This is a genomic window from Sphingomonas koreensis (genome assembly GCF_002797435.1).
Taxonomy (GTDB): Bacteria; Pseudomonadota; Alphaproteobacteria; order Sphingomonadales; family Sphingomonadaceae; genus Sphingomonas; species Sphingomonas koreensis.
The window spans coordinates 1,491,287-1,512,987 of record NZ_PGEN01000001.1; the positions used below are offsets into that span (position 1 = coordinate 1,491,287).

Genomic DNA, 21,701 nt, shown 5'->3' on the forward strand with positions numbered 1-21,701 from the left:
GAATCGGCGTAAAGCTCACTTGTCATTTGAACAAGGGAGCTTTCCATGCGCACTGTGGCCGCAAAGCGTTATCTTCGGCGTTTCACGACCGTAACCCTAGTCTACGTCGCGCTGGTCACCGGGAATAGCGCCCTGACCCATGCCATCCATCCGTCGCCGCTGGCGGCGGGCATCATGGCGGTGCTCACCGCCTTGCCGATCGCCGGGATGCTCGTCGTGCTCGGCCTCTATCTGCGCGAAGAGACCGACGAGTTCGTTCGCGACCGCATCGTCACCTCGATGCTGATCGCCACCGGTGTGCTGCTCAGCCTCGCCAGCGTGATCGGGATGCTTCAGTTCGCGGATCTTGTCGGCACGGTGAAGGTGTTCCTGGCCTTCCCGCTCTGGTGCGGCGTCTGGGGCGTGTCGCAGATCCTGCTCAACTGGCGCGACAAGCACACGGACGGTGCCGCATGAGGAACCGGCTTCGCGTGCTGCGCGCCGAACGCGGCTGGAGTCAGCAAGACCTGGCCGAGCGGCTGGAGGTCTCGCGCCAAAGCGTCAACGCGATCGAGACCGGCCGCTACGACCCTTCGCTCCCCCTTGCCTTCCGCATCGCCGACCTGTTCGAGCTCGCCATCGAGCAGATTTTCCAGAACCCGTCCAAAGAGGGCTGATCCATGCGCCGACTCATCCTTCAAGCCGCGGCGATCGCCGCATCGATCCTCGCACCTGTCGAGTTCGCGACCGCCCAGCAGGCGCGACCCGCCACCGAAGCGCGTACCGCCCATATCTCGATCGTCGAGATGGGCAGCGGCCCGCCCGTCTATCTGATCCCGGGTCTGGCGAGCCCGCGCGCGGTGTGGGACGAGATCGCACCGGAACTGGCAAAGACGCACAAGATATTGCTCGTCCAGGTCAACGGCTTTGGCGGCGACGATCCGGGCGCCAACCTTAAGCCCGGCGTGACCGATGGCGTCATCGCGGACGTCCTGGCCGATGCGAAGGCGCGCAACGCCGGCAAGCCGGCGGTGATCGGCCACAGCTATGGCGGCCTGATCGCGATGATGATGGCGGCGCGGCATCCCGACCGGATCGGGCGGGTCATGGTGGTCGATGCACTGCCCTTCATCGGCAAGATCTTCGACCCCGCCTCGACCCCCGCCAGCATCGAACCGCGCGCCGCTCAGATGCGCACGATGATGGCAGCCTCCTACGACCGCGCCCGCGCTGCGCCCGTTGTGACGGCCGATCCCGGCGGCATCTGGTCGAACAATCCCGACGGTCGAATCCGCGTGGCCAACTGGTCGAGCAAGGCGGATGCGCGCGTCGTCGCGCAGGCGATGTACGAGGATATGGTGACCGATATCGGCCCGGAGCTCGGCAAGGTCACCGCCCGTCCCTTCACGATCCTCTATGCCGCCGGCGTCGGAGAGGCGCGCGCCAAGGCGCTGTGGGAGCCGCCCTTCGCCGGGACCCCGGCCAAGCTGGTCGCCGTGCCGGACAGCTATCACTTCATCATGCTCGACCAGCCGGCGCGTTTCGCGGCCGAAGTGAAGGCGTTCCTCGCCGAGTGAGTCGCCGGACAGCAAAAGGGCCATCCCGGCACGCCGCCGGGATGGCCCTTCTTGTATCCGGATCGCGGAGCGATCAGCCGATGGTCTGGCCGGTCTTCGCCCAATCGGCGAGGAAGCCTTCGATTCCCTTGTCGGTCAGCGGGTGCTTGACGAGCTGGCGGATCACTGCGGGCGGCGCGGTCATCACGTCCGCGCCGAGCTTCGCCGACTCCAGAATGTGGATGGGATGACGCACCGATGCGACGAGGATCTCGGTGCCGAAATCGTAATTGTCATAGATCAGGCGGATATCGCTGATCAGTTCCATGCCGTCGAAGCCGATATCGTCGTGGCGGCCGACAAAGGGCGAGACGAAGGTCGCGCCCGCCTTGGCGGCGAGCAGCGCCTGGTTTGCGGAGAAGCAGAGGGTGACATTCACCATCGTGCCGTCGTCGGTCAGCGCCTTGCAGGTCTTGAGGCCGTCGATCGTCAGCGGCACCTTGACCGCGACATTGTCGGCGATCTTCCGCACCACTTCGGCTTCGCGCATCATGCCTTCATGGTCGAGCGCGACGACCTCGGCCGAGACCGGGCCGTCGACGATCTTGCAGATCTCGGCCACCACTTCCAGGAAGTCGCGCCCCGCCCTGTGGATCAGCGAGGGGTTGGTGGTGACGCCGTCGAGCAACCCCGCCTCCGCCAGCTCGCGAATGTCGTTGGTATCGGCGGTATCGGCAAAGAACTTCATGGCAAGGCCTTCTGTGCAAATGTGTGACAGTCGTGTGACGGCGTGCTAGTCGCGCGCCCGTTCGCGCTGCCCTCTATCACCGGAAGGCGGTCAACGCATAGCCTGGATCCACTGATGTCACGCCTTCTGATTTGTGCTTTCCCGTTGTTGCTGCTGCCTGCCGCCGCGATGGCACAGGATCACGACAGCGAATTGTGGATCACGGGTTCCGCCAAGATCGCGGTGTCCGATCCCACCGACGTCGAATTCGAATCGATCAACCGCTTCAGCGACGATTCGGGCGGCCTGTACGAGATCGAGCTCGCCGGCAGCGTTGCGCATGAAATATCCAAGGGCGTCACGCTCGGTGGCGGCTATGTCCGCGTGGTCAATTATTCGCGCGGGAAGGTGACCCGGACCGAAGACCGGTTCCGCGTCCAGCTCGGCCTGTCCGGCAATGCCGGTCCGTTCAAGCTGTCGGGCCGGATGCGGCTCGAGCATCGGTCGCGTTCGGACGGCGACGATACCGGCTATCGTCTGCGCCCGCAGATCAAGGCGTCGCTTCCGCTCGGCAAGAGCGACTTCAGCCTGGTCGGCAGCCATGAAAGCCTGATCGCCCTCAACGATACCGACTGGGGCGAGAAGGCCGGCTATGACCGGATGCGCAACATGGTCGGGGTGAACTGGAAGGCCAGCAAGCTGCTGTCGATCGAGGGTGGCTATCTGAACCAGTACCGCTTTGCGCGCGGCAACAGCCGCGACACGATGGATCATGCGCTGGCGGTGACGGTCGGCCTCAGCCTCTAGTCGGCGCACGGCCCCGGCGCATCGCCTTCGCCGCGTTCGATAGCGCTTTCCAGCATCGGCAGGAATGCCGATATGGGGCGCAATGTCCCGCGCCCGCGTCATCGTCCTCAACTCCGCGCTCGGCCCGCTCGACTATCGCGTGCCGCACGGCATGGCGGTGGAGCCGGGGTCGATCGTCGTCGCCCCGCTCGGGCCGCGGCAGCTCGTCGGCGTCGTGTGGGAGGCCGAACGGCTCCCGGTCGAGGAGATCGGCGACAACCGCCTGCGCAATCTGATCGGGGTCGCCGACGCTCCCCCGGTCCCCGCACCGCTCCGCCGCCTGGTCGAATGGACCGCCGGCTATTACCTCGCGCCGCTCGCCTCGGTGCTGCGGATGGCGCTTTCCTCCACGTCGGCGCTGGAGGGCGGCCGGACCATCGTCGAGTATCGCGCGACCGGCGAAATGCCCGGGCGGATGACCGCGCAGCGCGAACAGGCGCTTGAGCGGATCGGCGACCGGCAAGGCCTGATCCGCGAGCTGGCGACCATCGCCGACGTATCCGAAGCCGTGATCCGCGGTCTCGTGAAGATCGGCGCGATCGAAGGCGTCGCGGTCGATCTCGACACCCCCTACCCGATGCCCGATCCGGCCTTCGCCCCGCCCGCACTGTCCGATGTCCAGGCCGAAGCCGCCGCGACCCTGCGCGGCGCCGTCGCTGCCGAGACCTTCCAGCCCTTCCTGCTCGACGGCGTCACCGGATCGGGCAAGACCGAGGTCTATTTCGAAGCCGTCGCCGCCGCGATCGACGCGGGCAGGCAGAGCATCGTCCTCCTCCCCGAGATCGCGCTGACCGAACCCTTCCTCAAACGCTTCCACGCGCGGTTCGGGGTCGAGCCGGTGGCGTGGCATTCGGGCCTGCGCCAGTCGCAACGCCGCCGGGCCTGGCGCGCGATCGCCAGCGGCGAGGCGCTGGTCACGGTCGGCGCGCGCTCGGCCTTGTTCCTCCCCTACCCCAATCTCGGCCTGATCGTGGTCGACGAGGCGCACGAGACCAGCTTCAAGCAGGAGGAAGGCGTCCATTATCACGCGCGCGACGTCGCGGTGATGCGCGGCCATTTCGAACGCTGCCCGGTGGTGCTCGCCAGCGCCACCCCGGCGATCGAGACGCGCCAGCAGGTCGCGCTCGGCCGCTATACCGAGGTCAAGCTTCCCGGCCGCTACGGCGCTGCGGAAATGCCCGATATCGAGGCGATCGACCTGCTCGCCGAGCAGCCCCCACGCGGCCGCTGGCTCGCCCCCCGTCTCGTCAAGGCGATCGATGAGGCGCTCGAGCGCAAGGAACAGGCATTGCTGTTCCTCAACCGCCGCGGCTACGCGCCGCTCACCCTGTGCCGCACCTGCGGCCATCGCTTCCAATGCCCCAATTGCACCGCGTGGATGGTCGAGCATCGCCTCATCGGCCGCCTCGCCTGCCACCATTGCGGCCACGCCATCCCGACCCCGCGCGCCTGCCCGGAATGCGACAGCGAGGACAGCCTGGTCGCCTGCGGCCCGGGCGTCGAGCGCATCGCGGACGAGGTCGCGGCGCTGTTCCCCGACGCCAAGACCGCCATCGTCACCTCGGACACGATCTGGTCCCCCGCCAAGGCGGCGGAGTTCGTCAACCGGATGGAGGCGGGCGACATCGACATCGTCGTCGGCACCCAGCTGGTGACCAAGGGCTATCACTTCCCCAATCTGACGCTGGTCGGAGTGGTCGACGCGGACCTTGGCCTCGAGGGGGGCGACCTGCGCGCGGCCGAGCGCAGCTTTCAGCAGATCATGCAGGTCGCCGGGCGTGCGGGGCGCGGCGAGAAGCCGGGCACCGTCCTCATCCAGACCCACAGCCCCAAGGCACCGGTGATGCGTGCCTTGGTCAGCGGCGATGCCGAGAGCTTCTATGCCGCCGAGACGCAGGCACGGCGCGAGGCCGGCGCGCCGCCCTTTGGGCGCTTCGCCGCGATCATCGTATCGAGCGAGGACAAGGACGCCGCGCTCGAAACCGCCCGCCTGATCGGCCGCGCCGCGCCTCAGGTGGAGGCGATGCAGGTGTTCGGCCCCGCTCCCGCCCCGCTCGCCATGCTGCGCGGCCGCCACCGTTTCCGCCTGCTCGTCCATGCCCGCCGCGCGCTCGACGTTCAGGATGTGATCCGCGACTGGCTCGGCGGCATCGAATGGTCCGCCAAGGTACGCGTCGTCGTCGATGTGGACCCCTATAACTTCCTCTAGCGCTGCCGAACCCCTTTGGCTTAGCGTCCGCGACTGGAAGAAGGGGGCCGGGATGATTCAGCGGATGATCGCTCTGGCGCTGGCGTTGTTCACGCCGGCCGCGGCGCAGGCGGATTGGCACGAGGCAAGCACCGACCATTTCGTGGTCTATTATGACGGAAGCGCTGAGCGGGCGGGCCGTTTCGCCGCGAATCTCGAGCGGTTCGACAAGGCATTGCGCGTAGCGCGCGGCATCCCGGCGACACCGCCGGGCGCCGCCAATCGCGTCACCGTCTATGTCGTCAGCAGCACCGACGCGGTCGAGGCGCTGTCGCGCAGTAGCAACGTGGCCGGTTTCTATATCGGCCGCGCGGGTGGCCCGCTCGCGGTCGTGCCGCGCAGGGCGGGTGACGGCGACAAGAACGACCTGTCGGCCAACGCGGTGCTGCAGCATGAATATGCCCACCATTTCATGTTCGCCAACTGGCCGGGCGCGGCCTTTCCGAGCTGGTTCATCGAGGGTTTTGCCGAGTTTCACGCAACCGCGGTGGTCGATACCGACGGCGGCGTCGTCCTGGGTGCGCCGCCGCAATATCGTGCCCATTCGATCCTGGACGGGAACTGGCTGCCGCTCGACAAGCTGCTGGTCGCTGAAACGCTGAAGCTGAAGCCCAATGAACGCAGCGGGCTCTACGGACGCGGCTGGCTGCTGACCCATTATCTGAGCTTCAGCGACAAACGCCCCAAGCAGCTCGCCGGCTATCTCAATGCGATCAATAGCGGAAAGACGTCGCTCGAGGCGGCGCTGGTGTTCGGTGACCTGAAACAGCTCGACCGTGAGCTCGAACGCTACAAGCTGTCCCGGTTCGCGATGCGCAAGGTGTCGGCCGAAGCGATCAAGCTCGGCGAGGTGAAGGTCCGCGCGCTGGGCCCGGGCGAAGCAGCAATCATGAGCGTGCGGATCCGCTCGAAAGTCGGGGTGAATGCCGAAACCGCGCCCGGCGTTTACGCTCGCGCGCTCAAGGCGGCCGCGCCCTATCCCAACGACCCTGCCGTTCAGGTCGTGCTGGCCGAAACAGCCTATGACGCACGCGATTATGCTGCGGCCGAGGCGGCCGCGGATCGCGCGATCGCCGCCGATGCCAAAGCGATCGACGCTCGTCTCTACAAGGCGATGGCCCGGATGGCGGTCGCGCGTCGAGCCAAGGATCGCACCCCGGCGACCTGGAGCGCGATCCGCAAGATCATCACTGCCGCCAACCGCCTGGATCCCGATGATCCCGAGCCATTGATCCTCTTTTACCGCAGCTATGCGATGGCCGGGCTGCCGCCGACCGAGAACGCCAAGAAGGGGCTGATATATGCCTTCCACCTTGCACCGTTCGACATGGATTTGCGCATGAACGCGGCAATGATGCAGCTGCGCGACGGCAAGCAGGCCGAAGCGCGCGAGATGCTTCGGCCGATTGCCTATAATCCGCATGGCGGCTCGCGCAGCACGGCCGCAGCCAAGATCATCGCGCGAATCGATGCCGGCAACGCCGAGGCGGCCGATATCGAAGCCGAGCCGGACGAGGACGAAGATGCCCATCCGGGCAAGGAACCGGGCAAGGATGGGGACAAAGCGGGCGGTCCGCCGGTCTGAGCTGCGTCCGTCCCGCTTGAACCGCCGCTGCTTTTAACCGAAGGCAACGGTCATGGCGTTCTATCCTGCCCTGCAGATTCGGGCTCTCGCGGCGTGGCTGCTTGCCGCGGTGCTGGCATTGCTCGCGCTGACCGTTCCGGCGCGTGCCGACGATATCTCCGCCGCCGGGCGCGGGGTGGTGCGGATCGTCACCATCGCGACCGCGGAGGGCGAAGTGGTCGGCTTCGGCCATGGCAGCGGCTTTGCGGTCGCTCCCAACCGCGTGCTCACCAACGCTCATGTCGTGGAGGCGGCCGAACGCTATCCCGGCAATGTGATGATCGGCATCGTCCCGTCGGAGGGCGACAAATCCTATCAGGGCCGGCTGATCGCGATCGATTCGGACCGCGATCTCGCGCTGGTCGAGTTCGGCGGCATCCGCCTGCCCCCGCTCACCTTCTACAACGGCCCGGTGAGCGAGGGCGATGCGATGATCGCGCTCGGCTATCCGGGCAATGTCGATCTCGCCACCGCCCGCTCGGCGATGGACTTCATCACCCCGCTCTCGCCGATCCGCTCGCAGGGCGTGTTCTCCGGCCGCCGTAATCTCCAGGGCGTCAATGTCCTGCTTCACACGGCGGGGATCGCACGCGGCAATTCCGGCGGCCCCCTGCTCGATCCGTGCGGACGCGTGCTCGGCGTCAATGCGGCGGTGACACGCAGCGAGGAAGGCGACGCCAGCTTCGGCTTCGCAGTCGGCAATGACGAGGTCGCGGCATTCCTGCGCGCCGCCGGGCAGCCGATGCCCGTGAACGGCGTCGCCTGCACCAGCATCGCCGACCGGCTGGCGCAGGACCGCAGCGAGGCGGAAAAGGCGCGCGCCGCCGACGAAGCCAAGGCGCGCGAAGATGCAGCACGCTCCGCTGCCGACCGCGAAAGCGCGCTCGACAAGGCGCTGATCGACAATTTCACGATGCGGGAGAACTTCATCGCCGGCGCCGGCCTGTTGCTGGTGCTGGGGGTGGCGAGCCTGGGCGTGGCGGGCTTCCTGCGCACGCAGGGCAAGCGGCGCGAGAGCATCTGGGCGGCGAGCGGGGGCGGCGTGCTCGTGCTGGCGGCGTTCATCCTGTTCTTCGTGCGGCCTGCCTTCGATCCCTCCGCGATCGCAAGCGCGGCCCGCGTCAGCGTCCCGCCGCCCGCCGTGCGGACCGGCGGGCTCGGCAAGATGGTCTGCACGATCGACCCCGCCCGCTCGCGCGTCACCGTATCGAGCACGCAGGACATCAACATCGACATCAACCCCGATGGCTGCGTCAACGGCCGCACCCAATATGCCGAGACCGGCCAGCAGAACTGGCAACGCATCCTCGTGCCTGATGAGGAACAGACGGTTTCGGTGCTCGAATATGCGCCCGCGACGCGCACCTATTCCACCACCCGCTACCTGCTCAACGCCAGCCAGATGGCCGATGCACGCCGGTTGCGCACCGGCGTGAAGATCAAGGCGTGCTCGGCCGATCCGGCCGGCCGCGCGGATCTCGCCGCCAAGCAGCAGGCGGTCCGCACCGCCTTGCCGCAGGTGTTCAACGAGCGGCTGGTCTACAGCTGCAAGCCGGCGGGGGAATAATGCGCTGGCGTCCGATGGCCGCGGCCGATCTCCCGGCAGTAACCGCGATCTCCGCCGAGGTACATGGGCGGTATGCCGAGCCGCTCGACGTCTATGCGGAACGGCTGCTTCTGTGTCCGGCGGGATGTTTCGTCTGCGAGGGTGACGGGGTGGCACAGGGGCTGCTGGTGACGCACCCCTGGCTCCGTTCCGCACCGCCGCCCGCGCTTGGCGCGATGCTGGATCAGCTCCCCGCCCCCGCAGACACCTGGTATCTTCACGATATCGCGCTGCTGCCCGGCACGCGCGGGCTGGGCATGGGGCAGGCGGCGGTCGCACTGGTCGACGACCTGGCACGCAAGGCCGGCGTGCAGGACATCACCCTTGTCGCCGTCAATGGCGCCGACCGTTTCTGGGCAGCGCAAGGCTTCGACTACACCGGCGCAAATGCCGGCGGCTATGGGCCGGGCACCCATGTCATGCGCCGCCCCGTCGACTGAGTCCGCGGCTGGTCCTTCTTCGCGCCGCCGCAGCACCACCAGTCCGGCGATCGCTGCAAGCCGGCGGGCCAACGCCTCAGGCGCGATCGACCCGCGCAGCGAAACAGCCGCGCCGTGCATTGTGGACATGGAGATAGGCAGTGCGCGGATCGGCGAACATCCGCGCGATCTCCGCCTCCAGCCCCGCGCCGTCGAGCACCTCGGCATCGATCATCATGTCGTCCGCATCGAACGCGCGTACCGACAGCAGGCGTATGCGCAACTGCTCCGGGACCGCGGCTTCGTAGCGCGCCGGCGCATGCGCACCTTCCGCGAGGAAGATCGCATGGCGCGAGCGATAGGGCGTATCGACCGGCAGATGCTCGTGATTGACCAGCAGCACTGCTCCGCCGGGTTCGACATCCTCCAGCGTGACGCGGCACGGATAGCCGGGCTTGGCGTCGGCGATCATCCGCACCGCCCCCTGCGTCGCCAGTTCGTCGCTGGAAAGACCATAGAGATGGACGAACGGCGCCGGATCGAGGCCGTGGATGACATAGCTCATTCCGTCACTCCTTCGCGGCGGCGCAGCACCTTCTTCCGATCGACGCCATAGGCGTATCCGCCCATGCTTCCGTCGCTGCGCTGGGCGCGGTGGCAGGGGATGACCACTGCGACATTGTTGGCGCCGCACGCCGTGCCCGCCGCGCGCACCGCGCCGGGGCTGCCCGCCGCCACCGCGAGCTGGGCATAGCTCACCGTCTCGCCCGGCGGAACCGCGCGTAGCGCTTGCCACACGGCCTCCTGGAACGCGGTGCCGCGCACGTCAAGCGGCAGATCGGCATGGCGGCCCGGCTGCTCGACCTCCGCCACCACCTGCATCGCCAACGCCGCCAGCGCCGCCCCGCCCGGCACGATTTCCGCACGGGGGAAGCGCGTGGCAAGGCTCAGGCTATCCTCGTCGAACGCGACCCGGCACAGCCCCTTGTCGGTCGCAGCGATCAGCAGCGCGCCCAGGCTGGTGTCCGCCACGATCCAGCGGATCGTCATCCCCGCGCCGCCGTTGCGCCAGGCACTCGGCGTCATGCCCAGCCGTGCATTGCTCGTCTCGTAGAAGCGGCTGGGCGCCGAATAGCCCGCCTCGTAGATTGCGGTCGTCACATTGTCCTCGGCGGTCAGCGCCTCCGCAGCGCGCCGGGCGCGCAGCGATCGGGCATAGGCCGCTGGGGTCACGCCGGTCGCGCGCTTGAACAATCGCTGGAAGTGGTGCGGCGCATAGCCGACATGGTCCGCCAGCGTGTCGAGCGTCACCGCATCCTCCGCCGCCTCCAGCAGCGCGACGGCCTTGGCCACAGCGATCCGCTCGCGCCCGATCTCGTCGGGTTTGCAGCGCAGGCAGGCGCGCAGACCCGTGGCGCGCGCACTCTCCGCATCCGGGAAGAACACCACATTCTCGCGCTTGGGGTGCCGTGCCGCACAGCTCGGCTTGCAATAGATGCCGGTGGTCAGCACGCCTGCGATCACCCGCCCGTCATAGGCGCGGTCGCGGCGCTGGAACGCTTCCCAGGCTTCATCGTCGGGGATCATCTTGCTCATGGTGCCGATATAGGCGTCCGGCACAAGCACTGCTTCCCGGCGCTTGCGTCCAAACATGATTGGCAAATCCCGTCCGGCTCTCTAGGGGGACGCTTTCCCGCAACGCAGGGGCAAGGAATGGCGGACGCACCTCTGGTCGGCATCATCATGGGCAGCACCTCCGATTGGGAGACGATGCGCCACGCCGCCGACATCCTCACCGAGCTCGGCGTCGCCAACGAGAGCAAAGTCGTCTCCGCCCACCGAACCCCCCAACGCCTCTACGACTATGCGACCGGTGCGGCCGATCGAGGGCTCAAGGTAGTGATCGCGGGCGCGGGCGGCGCGGCGCACCTGCCCGGCATGGCGGCGTCGATGACCCATCTCCCCGTGCTCGGCGTGCCGGTCGAATCCAAGGCGCTGAAGGGCATGGACAGCCTGCTGTCGATCGCCCAGATGCCCGGCGGCATCCCCGTCGGCACGCTCGCGATCGGCAAGGCCGGCGCGATCAATGCCGGCCTGCTCGCCGCCGCCATCCTCGCGACCTCCGACGCTGCCCTCGCCGACCGGCTCAAGGCATGGCGCGCGCGCCAGACCGACAGCGTCGCCACCGATCCCGAATAGCCACCCGAATAACCAAAGGCCCAATGACCGCGATTCCTCCCGGCAGCACCATCGGCATCCTCGGCAGCGGCCAGCTCGGCCGGATGCTTGCAGTCGCGGCGGCACAACTCGGCTATCGCTGCCACATCTACGCCCCCGAAAGCGGCCCGGCGTGCGACGTGGCCGGCGGGTTCACGGCAGGCTCCTACTACGAGACCGATCTGCTCGCAGCCTTTGCCAAGCGCTGCGATGTTCTGACCTACGAGTTCGAGAACGTGCCGGTCGAGCCATTGCGCGCGCTGGCCGATTTCGCGCCGCTGCGCCCCGGCACGCGCGCGCTCGAAGTCGCACAGGATCGCGCCGTCGAAAAGGCGTTCGCGCGCGACAATGGCGGTCGTACCGCGCCATTCGCACTGTGCAACAGCCGCGAGGAGCTGGACGCCGCCCTAGCCGAAACCGGCACTCCCGCGATCCTCAAGACCCTGCGCCTCGGCTATGACGGCAAGGGTCAGGCACGGATCATGCCCGGCGACGATCTCGACGCAGCTTGGGACGCCGTGAACGGCCAGCCATCGATCGCCGAGGGCTTCGTCACCTTCGCGCACGAATTCTCGATCATGCTGGTGCGCGGGATCGACGGCGCCACCGCCCATTACCCCGCCCCGCTCAACGTCCATCGCGGCGGCATCCTCGCGACCTCGACCGTTCCCGCTCCGGCATTGGTGCTCGAACAGGTCGATGCCGCAGCCGCGCTTGCCGCCCAGCTCGCGGCGGCGCTCGACTATGTCGGCGTCCTGACCTGCGAGTTCTTCGCCACCGCGGACGGCCCGGTGTTCAACGAAATGGCACCGCGCGTCCACAACAGCGGCCACTGGACGATCGAAGGCGCGGTCACCTCACAGTTCGAGAATCATATCCGCGCCATCTGCGGTCTCCCGCTCGGTTCGACCGCACTGACCGGAACCTCGGTCGAGATGCAGAACCTGATCGGCGACGAGGCCAATGACTGGCCCGCATTCCTCGCCGAGGGCGACGCCCATCTCCATCTCTACGGCAAGAACGAAGCCCGCCCCGGCCGCAAGATGGGGCACGTCACGCGGGTTCGGCGCTAGCGAGCACTCCTGCGCGGGCGCGCGACCTCTTCGCGGAGCCAGGTCAACACGGCTTCCACCTCCCGGCTCGGCGGCTGGGTGCGGGTGACCAGCTGATAATAGATGCCTTCGATCACCGGCCCGAATGGCTGGACGAGCAGGCCGGCGCGAATTTCCTCTTCCGCCAGGATCAGGCTGGCGACGATCGCCCCCTGCCCCGCGATCGCCGCCTGGATGGCGTGATCGCCATTGGTGAAGCGGGCACCCTGGTCGAGCTTCAGCTCCGTGACGCCGGCCAGCTTCGCCCAGCGGCGCCAGTCGGGCGTGACGTCGCGCAGCCAGTCGGTGTGCAACAGCGGAACGCTATTCAGGTCTTCAGGCGCGGTCAGGCCGAGCATCGGGCTGCAAAGAACGCCGAAGCGCTCGGCAAGCAGCGGCTCCGACCGCAGCCCGGCTCCGATCTCGCCGCCATAGCGCACCGCAATGTCCGCGGCTCCCGCGGCGATATCGACCGGCGTTTCGCTGGCGTTCAGCCGCAGATCGATCTCCGGATGTTGCCGGTTGAACGCCGGAACCGCGGGCAGCAGGCGGCGCGAGGTGAACTGCGTGGTGGCGCTGACGGTGACGCTTTGCCGCTTCAGTTTCAGCTCGCCGATCACCCGCGCGAACCCGTCGAACCCGTCTCGCAGCGCCGGAAACAGCCGCTGCCCCGCCTCGGTCAGCGCAACCTGCCGCGTGCGCCGGACGAACAGCGGCAACCCCAACGTCGCTTCGAGCAAGCGGATCTGATGGCTGATCGCAGTCGGGGTCACCGCGAGCTCGGACGCCGCCGCGCGGAAACTCAGATGCCGCGCCGCCGCCTCGAACGCACGAAGCGCGGCGAGTGGCGGCAATCGGCGCGGTTTGAACATAGATGAATTGGGCTCATCCATAAGTTGAGCAATTCGCATTGGTTCTTGTTCTGATCAAGCCCCAATTATGCGGGACACAGATGAACAGGATAGCATGATGCACCCGATCGAATCTCGCCCCTTTCGCCTTTTGTGGATCGATTCCAGCGCCCGGCCCGGCCGCTCCGGCCGCGATCCGCGGGGCTCCCACACGCGCCGGCTCACCGCGCGTTTCGTCGAGCGCTGGCAGGCGGCGCGTCCGCAGGACTCGGTCGTCCATCGCGATGTCGGCGCCAATCCGCCGGCACCGGTAACCGGGGAATGGGTCGCCGCCGCCTTCACCAGACCGGATCGCCGCGATCCGGCGCAGCGCGCGGTGCTCGCGCAAAGCGACGAGCTCGTCACCGAGCTCATCGCCGCCGATCTCATCGTGATCGGCGCCCCGATGTACAATTTCGGCGTTCCGGCACCGCTCAAGGCGTGGATCGACAATGTCGTCCGGGTCGGCATGACCTTCGGCTTCGATCGCGCCCGCGGTGACGTTCCCTACTGGCCGATGCTGACCGGCGGCAAGCAGCTGGTGATCCTCAGCTCGCGCGGCGACCATGGCTATGACCCGGGCGGCAGGCTCGCCGACATCAACCTGGTCGAGGCGAGCCTCACCGTCCCGCTCGGCTATATCGGGATCGATCGCCATGCGGGGGTCGCAATCGAATATGACGAGTTCGGCGACGACCGGCTGGCCGCATCGATCGCGCGCGCCGAAGCGGAAACCGACGCGCTGGCCGCACGACTGGCGGCGGAAATGCCGGCCGCCGTCTAGAGTCCCCCACATGCGAAAAGGCCCGCCTCTCTCGCGGGAAGCGGGCCTCGTCATTCTGTCGCCAACCGGCAGATCAGGCGCGAACGCCCTCCATCGGAAAGCTGCCGAATGCACCGGCGGTGACGGTGCCGGTCAGCGCGTCGCCATTCACGGTCGCTTCGATGCTCAGCGTCATCGGCATCGGCACGGTGATGTCGACGGTCCAGGTCAGCTTGTCGCCATCGACCTTGCCGCTCACCGGCGTGGTGCCGAGCGCACCCGAATAGGTGCCGGTGAAGGTGTCGCCCGCGCTCACCACCGCGAGCGTCGCCTTCTGGTCGCCCATCGGCGAGTGGGTGACGGTATCCCAGGTGCCATCGACATTCGCCATGCTCGTCTCTCCTGTCATTCGGGTCGGGTCAAAAAGGGTTCGGCCCTAGTTGGCGGCGGCCTTTGCGGCAGCGCCGACGGACTCGGGCTTCACCACCTCAACAGGCAGGCCAAGGCTGTCAAGCTGCCCGCGGACCTTCGCAGCGTCGCCGACCACCACCCAGATGAAGCGCTTGGGGTCGATTGCCCCGCGTGCCGCAGCGTCAACCTGAGCGATGGTGAGCGCACGATATTTTTTCGCAAGCCCATCCTGATAATCGTCCGGACGGCGCATGAAGTCGTTCGACTGCATCGCACCGAGCACGGCCCCCGCAGTCTCATACTGGCCCGCCATCTTGCGCACGCTGCTGATCACCGAGCGATCGAACTCGGTCTGGGTGACGCCCTTGCTGCTCAGATAGTCGCCGACTTCCTTCTGGATCTCGAGGATCGAGGGGCCCGTCTTGTCGGCCTGGACCGGCGCGGAGATGGTGAAGGGCACCGCATGCTCCATCCGCGCCACGCTGCCGCGCACGCCATAGGACCAGCTCTTGTCCTCGCGCAGGTTCATGTTGATGCGCGACAGGAAGTCGCCGCCCAGCACCTCGCTCGCCGTGCCCAGCGCGATCGGATCCGCGAACGGATCGACCGGGGTCATCTGCGCCGCCACGATCAGCGACTGGGGCGAATCCGGACGATCGATCAGCACGATCCTGGGCGCGGCCTGTGTCGCCTTGGCCGCGAAGGTCTTGGTGCCCGGCGCGCCTTCGCCCTTCCAGTCGCCGAAGCGACCCTCGAACGCAGCCTTGACCTCGGCGAGCGGACGATCCGAAACCACGAAGATCTTCGCCTTCTCCGGACGGATCCACGCCTTGTAGTAGTTGACCAGATCGTCGCGGGTCAGCTTCTTCACCGCATCCTCGTCGCCCCCGACCGCCGCCATCTTCGCATAGGGCGAATCCTTGCCGTAAAGCAGCGTCGGCATCGCCATCTGGGCGAGACCCGCGGGGTTCGACTTGATCTGCTTGATCCCGGCCAGCATCTGGCCGCGCACCCGCTCGATCTCCGCCGCCGGGAAGGCCGGATTGCGGGTGATGTCCGCCATCAGCTCCAGCGACCCGGCAAGGTTCGGGCTCGGCGTGAACAGCGAGACATAGGCCCGGTCAGCAGTGCTGCCCGTACCGATACCCGCGCCCAGCCGCTCCTGCGCCTCGGCGATCGCGATCGAGTTGCGGCTTGCAGTGCCCTCCTTGAGCAGTGCCAGCGTCATGCCCTCGGTTCCAAGGGCGGCCGGAACATCCGATGCGACGCCCGCATCGAAGCTCACCACCGCCTGGGTCACCGGTACCGCGTCACGCTGGGCATAGACCAGCTCGATCCCGTTGGAGAGCCTGGTGCGGGTCACCGCAGGGAAATCGATATCCTTCACCTCGGCCACCGCGGGCAGCGCGCCGCGCGTGCCTTTGAACGCGGCCTCGGCCGCCACCGGCTTCTTCGGTGTCGCGGCGGCCTCCGTATAGGCCTCGCGCGGTCCCGGCTCGATCGTCAGCGAATAAGCGGGACGCGACAGCCATTTGGCCGCGACGTCGCGCGCCTGGGCCGGCGTCACCGCGGCCAGATCGGCGAGCTGCTTTTTGTAGAAGCCCGGATCGTTCATGTAGAGCGCGCCCGAGGCCAGCGTCACCGCCTTGCCACCAAAGCCGCCCACCGATTCCAGCCCGCGGATGCGCGACGACGCGGTTCGTGTCTTGTAGCGCTCCAGTTCATCGTTGGTCGGACCGTTCTTGAGATAGTCGGCGATCAGCTCGTCGAGCCGCTTCTCGACCACCGCCGGATCGACGCCAGGGCGAACATCGGCGGAGATCAGCACCATCCCCGCCTGCGCCATGCTCTGGTTGAACGCGCCGACGCTGACCGCGAGCTTCTCCTGCTTGACCAGCGCATTGTCGAGCCGCGAACTGGCGAGACCGCCGAGCACGCCGGTCGCGATGTCGAGCACCGTCGAATCCTTGTCGCGCATCCCCGGGACCGCCCACATGCGATAGATTCGGGTGACGGCGACGCGATCCTTCATCACCTCTTTCTTGGCGGCGGCGAGCGTCGGCACGTCGATCTTCGGATCGGCAATGTCGGCGCCCTTGGGGATCGCGCCGAAATATTTCTCGACCAGCGGCTTGGCGGTGGCGGCGTCGATATCCCCGGCCAATACCAGCACCGCGTTGTTGGGACCATAATATTGGCGGAACCAGTTCTTGACGTCGTCGAGGCTGGCCGCGTCGAGATCGGCCATCGAGCCGATCGTCGAGTGGCGGTAAGGATGCCCCTCGGGGAACAGGCCCTCGGTCACCTTGTAACGCAGCAGGCCATAGGGCTGTGTATCGCCCTGACGCTTCTCGTTCTGGACGACGCCGCGCTGCTCGTCGAGCTTGCCCTGCGTCACCGCGCCGAGCAGATAGCCCATGCGGTCGCTCTCCAGAAACAGCGCCCGGTCGAGCGCGGCCCGCGGCACCGTTTGGAAATAGTTGGTCCGATCGACATTGGTGGTGCCGTTATAGTCGGTCGCGCCGACTTCCTTGAGCGGCTCGAAGAATTCGCCCGGCGAGTTTTCGGATCCGTTGAACATCAGATGCTCGAACAGATGCGCGAAACCCGTCTTGCCCTTGGGCTCGTGCTTCGATCCGACATTATACCAGACCGCGACGCCCACCACCGGCGCCTTGCGGTCGGTGTGGATCACCACGCGCAGGCCGTTGGCGAGCCGGAACTCCTCGTAGGGAATGTCCACGCGCTTCACGAGGTCGCCTACCGGCGCGGGCGCCTGCTGCGCATAGGCGGGCGCACCGAGGACAACCGCGATCGCGGTGAGGCTGGCAAAGGCTGGCTTCATGGAGACGAACTTTCCGGAAACTGGTTTCGATGGAAACAGCATAGCCGCACCGCCCTCGCGCGCAACGGACTTGTCAGCGATCCCGCTTTGGCTAGGCTGCCCCGATCATAGGGGAATATATGATCCGACAACTCTGCGCCGCCGCATTGCTTGCGGCAGCATCGCCGCTTGCCGCCCAGACCGCCGCCGACGAACCCGCCTTCTCACCCGATCAGATGCGCGCGCATGTCGAGTTCCTTGCCGATGATCTGCTCGAGGGGCGCGATGCCGGCACCCGCGGCTACGACATCGCGGCGCTCTACGTCGCCAGCCGCTTCGACGCGCTCGGGTTGAAGCCCGGCGGCAGCAAGGGCTGGTACCAGCCGATCGATTTCGCCCGCGCCCGGTTCAGGAAGGACGCGCCCGCGACGATCACGATCGGCGGCACCGCCTTCCAGAACGGTGTCGACGTGATGATGACTGCCCATGCGCGCGAGCCCGATCAGCTGCTCGCCGCCGATGCCGTGTTCGTCGGCTATGGCCTCGACTCCCCGACCCACGGCTTCGACGACTATTCGGGACTCGACGTGCGAGGGAAGTTCGTCGTGCTGCTCTCCGGCGTTCCCGAGGGCCGCACGTCGAGCGAAATTGCCGCGCATCTCGGCTCGGAGAAGGCGCGCATGGCCGAACGGCGCGGCGCGGTCGGGGTGATCACCATCCCCACCCGGGCCTTCCTCGCCAGTACGCCGTGGAAGCGGCTGGCGGGCTATTCCGCCTCGTCCCGCTATGTGTGGATCGGCAAGGACGGCAAGCCCTGGTCGGCGGCGCCCGAAATCCGCGCGACGGCCTATGCCCATGGCCCGGCAGCGGAGGCGCTGTTCGCGGGAGCGCGGATGAACCTCAAGCGCGTGCTCGACGCCGCCGCCCGCAAGAGCGCGATGCCGCGCGGCTTCGCGCTCAAGGCGCCGGTGCGCATCGAACGGCACAGCATGGTCGAGAAGATCTCCAGCGCGAACGTCGTCGGCATCATCCCCGGCTCCGATCCGGAACTGGCAAAGCAGGTGGTGATGATCACCGCGCACCTCGACCATGACGGCGTCGATCCCAAGCTTGAGGGCGACAAGATCTACAACGGCGCGATGGACAATGCCGCCGGCATCGCCACGATGCTGGAGGTCGCGCGCGCCTTTGCGGAGGGCAAGGACAAGCCGAAGCGCACCGTGATGTTCGCCGCGGTCACCGCGGAGGAGGACGGGTTGCTCGGCTCGCAGTATCTCGCCAAGCATCCGCTCGTGCCTGCGGGCGGCCGCGTTGCAGGCGTGGTCAATCTCGACATGCCGGTGCTCACCTACGACTTCAGCGACGTGATCGCGTTCGGCGGCGAACATTCGACGCTGGGCCCGATCGCCGAGCGCGCGGTGGCGAGAGCCGGGATCAAGGTCTCCCCCGATCCGATGCCCGAACAGGGCATCTTCACCCGATCCGACCATTACAGCTTCGTCGTCGAGGGCATTCCCTCGATCATGCTCGCCACCGGCTTTGCGGGCGAGGGACGCGAGAAGTTCATGAACTTCCTCACCAAGACCTATCACCGCCCGAATGACGATCTCGGCCAGGCGTTCAACTGGCAGGCGGGCGCTAGGTTCGCGAGGATCAACTATCTGATCGCACGCGAAATCGCCGACGGGGCCGAGGCGCCGCGCTGGTTTGCGGGCGATTTCTTCGGCAACACCTTTGCGCCCACGGCGCCAAAGGCGCCGGCTCCGGTCAGACCGAAGGCCAAATAAGCCAATCCGCCGGGCCGGGCTTGTCCCGGTCCCGGCGGTGCGGCAGCATCGTCCCTGTAGTTTTCTACGCACGAGCCTTGTGTTGCGAAAATGCAACACCATCTCGCGCCATGAAAGACGACAGGGATATGTATGAACCTCGAAAAATTCACCGATCGCGCCAAGGGCTTCCTCCAGTCGGCTCAGACCGTTGCGATCCGCCAGAATCACCAGCGGATCACGCCCGAACATATCCTCAAGGCACTGCTCGAGGATGAGCAGGGCATGGCCGCAGGCCTGATCCAGGCCGCAGGCGGCGATGCCAAGCGCGCAGCGAGCGAGATCGATGCCGCGCTATCCCGCATCCCCGCGGTCACCGGCGGCGGCGCGCAGCAGGCGCCCGGCCTCGACAATGACAGCGTCCGGCTGCTCGATGCGGCCGAGCAGATCGCAACCAAGGCCGGCGACAGCTTCGTCAGCGTGCAGCGCATGCTGCAGTCGCTGCTCCTCGCGACCACCACCAATGCCGGCCGCGCACTCGCCGCTGCCGGGGTGAAGCCCGACGCGCTCAACGCCGCGATCAACCAGCTCACCGGCGGCCGCGCCGCCGACACGGCGGGTGCAGAAGACCGCTACGACGCGCTCAAGAAATTCGCTCGCGACCTGACCCAGGCCGCAAAGGACGGCAAGCTCGATCCCGTGATCGGCCGCGACGAGGAAATCCGCCGCACCATCCAGATCCTTGCGCGCCGCACCAAGAACAATCCCGTGCTGATCGGCGACCCCGGCGTCGGCAAGACCGCGATCGCCGAAGGGCTCGCGCTGCGCATCGCCAATGGCGACGTGCCCGATACGCTCAAGGGCCGTTCGCTGATGTCGCTCGACATGGGCAGCCTGATCGCGGGCGCCAAATATCGCGGCGAATTCGAGGAGCGTCTGAAGGGCGTGCTCGACGAGGTGAAGGGCGCTGACGGCCACATCATCCTGTTCATCGACGAGATGCACACGCTGATCGGCGCGGGCAAGGGCGAGGGCGCGATGGACGCCGGCAACCTGCTCAAGCCCGCGCTCGCGCGGGGCGAACTGCACTGCATCGGCGCAACCACGCTCGACGAATATCGCAAGCATGTCGAGAAGGACCCTGCGCTGCAGCGGCGGTTCCAGCCCGTCTTCGTCGGCGAGCCGACGGTCGAGGACACGATCTCGATCCTGCGCGGCCTCAAGGAGAAGTATGAGCTGCACCATGGCGTGCGCATCACCGATGGCGCGATCGTCTCGGCGGCAACGCTCTCCAACCGCTACATCACCGATCGCTTCCTGCCCGACAAGGCGATCGACCTGATGGACGAAGCCGCCTCGCGCATCCGCATGGAGGTGGAGAGCAAGCCCGAGGAGATCGAAAACCTCGACCGCCGCATCATGCAGCTCCAGATCGAGCGCGAGGCGCTGAAGAAGGAAAGCGATCAGGCCTCAAAGGACCGGCTCGCCAACCTCGAAGCCGAACTCGCCAATCTCGAGCAGCAGTCGGCCGAGCTGACCCAGCGCTGGCAGGCCGAGAAGGACAAGATCGCGGGCGAGGCGAAGATCAAGGAGCAGCTCGAGCAGGCCAGGCTCGAACTCGACCAGGCGCAGCGCAGCGGCGACCTCGCCAAGATGGCCGAGCTCAACTACGGCACCATTCCCGCGCTGACCAAGCAGCTGGAGGAGGCCCAGGCCTCGACTGGCCCGGCCATGCTGCGCGAGGAGGTCACCGCCGACGATATCGCCGCAGTGGTCAGCCGCTGGACCGGCATCCCCGTCGACCGGATGCTCGAAGGCGAGCGCGAGAAGCTGCTCGCCATGGAGGAGACGCTCGGCAAGCGCGTGATCGGCCAGCAGGCTGCGGTGAAGGCCGTCTCCACCGCCGTCCGCCGCAGCCGCGCCGGGCTTCAGGATCCCAACCGCCCGCTCGGCTCGTTCCTGTTCCTCGGCCCCACCGGCGTCGGCAAGACCGAGCTGACCAAGGCGCTTGCCGAGTTCCTGTTCGACGATCCGCACGCCATGGTCCGCATCGACATGAGCGAGTTCATGGAGAAGCACTCGGTCGCCCGCCTGATCGGCGCGCCTCCGGGCTATGTCGGCTATGAGGAAGGCGGCGTGCTCACCGAAGCCGTGCGCCGCCGTCCGTATCAGGTCGTGCTGTTCGACGAGGTCGAGAAGGCGCATGGCGACGTCTTCAACATCCTGCTCCAGGTGCTCGACGACGGCCGCCTCACCGACGGACAGGGCCGCACGGTCGATTTCACCAACACGATCATCGTGCTGACCTCGAACCTGGGCAGCCAGTATCTGACCCAGCTCGACGAGGGGCAGGACGTCGCCTCGGTCGAACCGCAGGTGATGGAGGTCGTGCGCGCGCATTTCCGGCCCGAATTCCTCAACCGGCTCGACGAGATCGTGCTGTTCCACCGCCTCGGCCGCAACGAGATGGCGCCGATCGTCGACATCCAGGTCGCCCGGCTCGGCAAGCTGCTCGCCGATCGCAAGATCACGCTGGATCTCACGCCCGAGGCGCGCGACTGGCTCGGCCGCGTCGGCTACGACCCGGTCTATGGCGCACGCCCCCTGAAGCGCGCAGTCCAGCGCTATCTGCAGGACCCGCTCGCCGACGCGATCCTGCGCGGCGACGTCAAGGACGGCAGCACCGTCAAGGTCGGCGAAGGCGATGGCGAGCTGGTGCTGACCCCTGCGTAAT

At 67.2% G+C, this 21,701-nt stretch carries 19 protein-coding genes; 13 read left to right on the forward strand and 6 right to left on the reverse strand.

Features of this window, described 5'->3' with window-relative positions; genetic code table 11:
- Positions 1–45: 45 nt before the first annotated feature.
- The 3 genes from BDW16_RS06975 to BDW16_RS06985 are packed head-to-tail and all read left to right on the forward strand — an operon-like array spanning position 46 to position 1,556.
- Positions 46–456, forward strand: coding sequence for a hypothetical protein (locus tag BDW16_RS06975; protein WP_066580193.1), 411 nt, complete (start codon positions 46–48; stop codon positions 454–456).
- Entirely contained in the window at positions 453–656 is a 204-nt protein-coding gene (locus BDW16_RS06980) for a helix-turn-helix transcriptional regulator (protein WP_066580194.1), read from the forward strand. Before BDW16_RS06975 ends, BDW16_RS06980 begins: the two co-directional genes overlap by 4 nt.
- Before the next feature lie 3 nt (positions 657–659).
- The gene (locus BDW16_RS06985; RefSeq protein WP_066580196.1) at positions 660–1,556 is read left to right on the forward strand and encodes an alpha/beta fold hydrolase; all 897 of its coding nucleotides are present in this window, start codon (positions 660–662) and stop codon (positions 1,554–1,556) included.
- Between the two features lie 73 nt (positions 1,557–1,629).
- On the opposite strand, the gene fsa is transcribed toward BDW16_RS06985, so the two are convergent.
- On the reverse strand, positions 1,630–2,283 hold the full coding sequence (fsa, locus tag BDW16_RS06990; protein ID WP_066580199.1) for a fructose-6-phosphate aldolase: 654 nt from the start codon (positions 2,281–2,283) through the stop codon (positions 1,630–1,632).
- A 114-nt stretch (positions 2,284–2,397) separates the two neighbouring features.
- Between fsa and BDW16_RS06995 the strand changes: the two genes are divergently transcribed.
- The 5 genes from BDW16_RS06995 to BDW16_RS07015 all read left to right on the forward strand — a co-directional run bounded on the left by BDW16_RS06995 (position 2,398) and on the right by BDW16_RS07015 (position 9,026).
- Complete coding sequence (locus BDW16_RS06995) at positions 2,398–3,069, forward strand: DUF2490 domain-containing protein (protein WP_083954375.1); 672 nt, start codon at positions 2,398–2,400, stop codon at positions 3,067–3,069.
- A gap of 82 nt (positions 3,070–3,151) precedes the next feature.
- On the forward strand, positions 3,152–5,317 hold the full coding sequence (locus BDW16_RS07000) for a primosomal protein N' (protein ID WP_066580201.1): 2,166 nt from the start codon (positions 3,152–3,154) through the stop codon (positions 5,315–5,317).
- A 52-nt stretch (positions 5,318–5,369) separates the two neighbouring features.
- Entirely contained in the window at positions 5,370–6,941 is a 1,572-nt protein-coding gene (locus BDW16_RS07005) for a hypothetical protein (RefSeq protein WP_100362722.1), read from the forward strand.
- A gap of 52 nt (positions 6,942–6,993) precedes the next feature.
- Positions 6,994–8,547 (forward strand): trypsin-like peptidase domain-containing protein, encoded by a 1,554-nt coding sequence (locus BDW16_RS07010; RefSeq protein WP_066580202.1) that lies wholly within the window; start codon positions 6,994–6,996, stop codon positions 8,545–8,547.
- On the forward strand, positions 8,547–9,026 hold the full coding sequence (locus BDW16_RS07015) for a GNAT family N-acetyltransferase (protein ID WP_066580204.1): 480 nt from the start codon (positions 8,547–8,549) through the stop codon (positions 9,024–9,026). Before BDW16_RS07010 ends, BDW16_RS07015 begins: the two co-directional genes overlap by 1 nt.
- A gap of 76 nt (positions 9,027–9,102) precedes the next feature.
- On the opposite strand, the gene BDW16_RS07020 is transcribed toward BDW16_RS07015, so the two are convergent.
- Positions 9,103–9,570 (reverse strand): DUF1203 domain-containing protein, encoded by a 468-nt coding sequence (locus tag BDW16_RS07020; RefSeq protein ID WP_066580207.1) that lies wholly within the window; start codon positions 9,568–9,570, stop codon positions 9,103–9,105.
- A complete protein-coding gene (gene ada, locus BDW16_RS07025) occupies positions 9,567–10,601 on the reverse strand; it encodes a bifunctional DNA-binding transcriptional regulator/O6-methylguanine-DNA methyltransferase Ada (protein ID WP_066580325.1) in 1,035 nt (344 codons plus the stop codon). Before ada ends, BDW16_RS07020 begins: the two co-directional genes overlap by 4 nt.
- A gap of 117 nt (positions 10,602–10,718) precedes the next feature.
- Between ada and purE the strand changes: the two genes are divergently transcribed.
- The gene (gene purE / locus BDW16_RS07030) at positions 10,719–11,204 is read left to right on the forward strand and encodes a 5-(carboxyamino)imidazole ribonucleotide mutase (protein ID WP_066580209.1); all 486 of its coding nucleotides are present in this window, start codon (positions 10,719–10,721) and stop codon (positions 11,202–11,204) included.
- Between the two features lie 23 nt (positions 11,205–11,227).
- Positions 11,228–12,295 (forward strand): 5-(carboxyamino)imidazole ribonucleotide synthase, encoded by a 1,068-nt coding sequence (locus BDW16_RS07035; protein WP_066580210.1) that lies wholly within the window; start codon positions 11,228–11,230, stop codon positions 12,293–12,295.
- Here BDW16_RS07035 and BDW16_RS07040 read toward each other — a convergent pair.
- Complete coding sequence (locus BDW16_RS07040; protein WP_241230538.1) at positions 12,292–13,185, reverse strand: LysR substrate-binding domain-containing protein; 894 nt, start codon at positions 13,183–13,185, stop codon at positions 12,292–12,294. The two genes, BDW16_RS07035 and BDW16_RS07040, sit on opposite strands and share 4 nt — an antisense overlap.
- Positions 13,186–13,282: 97 nt before the next feature.
- Here BDW16_RS07040 and BDW16_RS07045 point away from each other — a divergent pair, with 97 nt between their 5' ends.
- Positions 13,283–13,987, forward strand: a complete 705-nt coding sequence (locus BDW16_RS07045; RefSeq protein ID WP_066580326.1) for an FMN-dependent NADH-azoreductase — start codon at positions 13,283–13,285, stop codon at positions 13,985–13,987.
- Between the two features lie 73 nt (positions 13,988–14,060).
- Here BDW16_RS07045 and BDW16_RS07050 read toward each other — a convergent pair whose 3' ends face one another.
- Positions 14,061–14,357, reverse strand: a complete 297-nt coding sequence (locus BDW16_RS07050; RefSeq protein ID WP_066580213.1) for a hypothetical protein — start codon at positions 14,355–14,357, stop codon at positions 14,061–14,063.
- Positions 14,358–14,402: 45 nt separating this feature from the next.
- On the reverse strand, positions 14,403–17,222 hold the full coding sequence (locus BDW16_RS07055; protein WP_066580214.1) for a M16 family metallopeptidase: 2,820 nt from the start codon (positions 17,220–17,222) through the stop codon (positions 14,403–14,405).
- A gap of 119 nt (positions 17,223–17,341) precedes the next feature.
- Between BDW16_RS07055 and BDW16_RS07060 the strand changes: the two genes are divergently transcribed.
- A complete protein-coding gene (locus BDW16_RS07060; protein WP_066580216.1) occupies positions 17,342–18,988 on the forward strand; it encodes a M28 family metallopeptidase in 1,647 nt (548 codons plus the stop codon).
- Between the two features lie 132 nt (positions 18,989–19,120).
- Positions 19,121–21,700, forward strand: a complete 2,580-nt coding sequence (gene clpB / locus BDW16_RS07065) for an ATP-dependent chaperone ClpB (protein ID WP_066580217.1) — start codon at positions 19,121–19,123, stop codon at positions 21,698–21,700.
- Position 21,701: the final 1 nt, after the last annotated feature.